The 1,958-nt window shown below is 68.8% G+C and carries 2 protein-coding genes and 1 pseudogene; all 3 read right to left on the reverse strand.

The window, feature by feature from the left end:
- Positions 1 to 17 precede the first annotated feature (17 nt).
- Positions 18 to 1,004: a P-type conjugative transfer protein TrbG gene (gene trbG, locus RT567_RS16310; RefSeq protein WP_313577252.1), complete on the reverse strand. Its 987-nt coding sequence runs from the start codon at positions 1,002 to 1,004 to the stop codon at positions 18 to 20.
- Entirely contained in the window at positions 1,001 to 1,765 is a 765-nt protein-coding gene (trbF, locus tag RT567_RS16315; RefSeq protein ID WP_003163488.1) for a conjugal transfer protein TrbF, read from the reverse strand. Before trbF ends, trbG begins: the two co-directional genes overlap by 4 nt.
- Position 1,766: 1 nt before the next feature.
- A pseudogene (locus RT567_RS16320) lies at positions 1,767 to 1,958 on the reverse strand (P-type conjugative transfer protein TrbL); the annotation flags it as partial.

The following is a 1,958-nucleotide window of genomic DNA, read 5'->3' on the forward strand; positions in this document are numbered from 1 at the left end:
CGTGTCGGGCTCGTCGATCATTGCGACGCCCTCCGGCCCCGCCGCTGATCGCCATCGGTCCGGGTGATCCGCACGACCCGCTGCGGCGCTTCGCCCATGCGCAGTTCCGCCGCGGCGAACAGCCGGTCGACGATGTAATGGTGTCCGCTGACCCGGTAGTTCACGAGTTGGGCGTCGCCGAGCGGGCCGACGACGAACAACGGCGGCGCCTCCCCCTGATCGAGCCGGGCCGGAAACTCGATATAGACCTTCGCCCCGTCGTCCCAGGCGCGGAGCGGCCGCCACGGCGGCGCATCCCCGGTAATCGCATAGCGGAAGCGCAGGTTCTCGACGGCGACGGCGAGCGCGACGGTCTGCGCCGCCGCCGCTGCGTCATTTCCCCTTTGCAGCGCCAGCAACCGGTCCTGCGGATAGGTCCAGGAGATCGCCGCCATCGCGGTCGCATCGGTGCTTTCGAGCGCGAGGTGATAGGCGCGACGCGTCGTGGTGATGACCATGTTGGTGTGCAGCCCTGCCGCGAACGGCTTGACCAGGACATGCCCCCGCCGATGGTCGCCGGCTCCGCTCACCGTATCGCCTATGACCCAACGCACTGTATCGCCGGCCGAGACCGCGATCAGTTCCTCGCCCTGCTGAAGCGCAATGTCGCTGACTCGTTCCGGCGCGGCGTAGAGCCGGTAGAGCGCCCCATCGGTCCAGGGGTAGACCTGCACGGCGTTGACGTAGCCCGAGCGTGACGGCTCCTGCGTCGCGGCGCGGTTTGCGGCCTCGACGCTGGCCGTGGGCGAGCCGGTCTCGCGGCGCGCGGAAGGCGCAGGCTGGAGTTGGCCCGGCAGCGGCAACGGAACCGGGGTTTCTACGATCTCGACCGGGGTCGGCGGTTCCGCCGCGACGACGGCGGGCTGGAAGTCGACGGGGTCGTAGGCGATGGCGGGCGGCGGGGTCTTCCCTGCGCACGCGGCGAGCGCCAGGGCGGAGACCCCGGCAAGCGGTAAACGGATCACGGCGTATCTCCTTCGATGGCGGTGATGGCTGGAACGAGAGGCGGCGCCGCTCCGACCGGCGGCTGCGTCGGCGCGGTCGTGTCGAGTTCGCGGGACCAGTCGATCGCGTTGACGAACAGACCAAGAGGGTTCTTGCGAAGCGCGTCGGCCGTCTTCGGGGTGCGAAAGACCGTCGTCAGGATCGCCGTCCAGCGCTCGGTCCTGGCGAGGCTGCCCCGCTCATAGGTCTGCTCGACCCATTTCACCTGGAACGACGAATCCGATGCGCGCACGACGCTAGTGACCTGCACCGACACGCTGCGCTCGCCGATCATGGCGAACGGGTCGTTGGTGCGGGCGTATTCATTGAGAAACCGCGCTCCACGGTCCGTGGCGAAGTCGTACGCCTCTAACCAGTTCTGTTTGACCAGCACGGGGTCGGTCGAGACGGAACGGACGTTGGCGACGAAGCGCGCGAGGTGCCAGATGATCTGGCCGTCGGTCGGACGATAGTTCTGGATAGCGGGCGCGACCGATCGCGCCTCGCCCAGCCGATCGACCTCGACCACATAGGGCGCCACGCGGCTCTGGGTCGACTGCCAGACATTGCCGGCCGCGAGACCGCCGCTGATCATCATGCAGCCGAAGGCCATCAGCCTCCAGTTGCGGGCCTGAACGCGAGCGGAGCCGATCCGGTCGTCCCACATCTGACCGGCCCGTTGGTAGGGCGTTTCCGGCTGAGGGGTCCGGCCATAGCGTTGGATGGGGCGCTTGAATTTCATGCTAGTCGTCCTTCTGGCTGATGTCGGGATTGGCGGGCGCGCCCGGACGGTCGCCGTCCTTCACGGCCTGCGCGATCATGTGCCTTCGGTGACGGGACGCCTGTTCGCTGCGCATGCGCTGCGCCCAGGCCGGAGCGCTGGAAGCGTCGGCATGAGCGCCGGCGCTCCCGCCTGGGACGGCTGCAGCGGGGGC

Source organism: Brevundimonas sp., assembly GCF_032107865.1.
Classification (GTDB): domain Bacteria; phylum Pseudomonadota; class Alphaproteobacteria; order Caulobacterales; family Caulobacteraceae; genus Brevundimonas.

What these genes read in the sequence shown, in the direction of transcription:
- trbF (WP_003163488.1), bottom strand. Translation starts at nt 1,765, where the DNA reads ATGAAATTCAAGCGCCCCATCCAACGCTATGGCCGGACCCCTCAGCCG.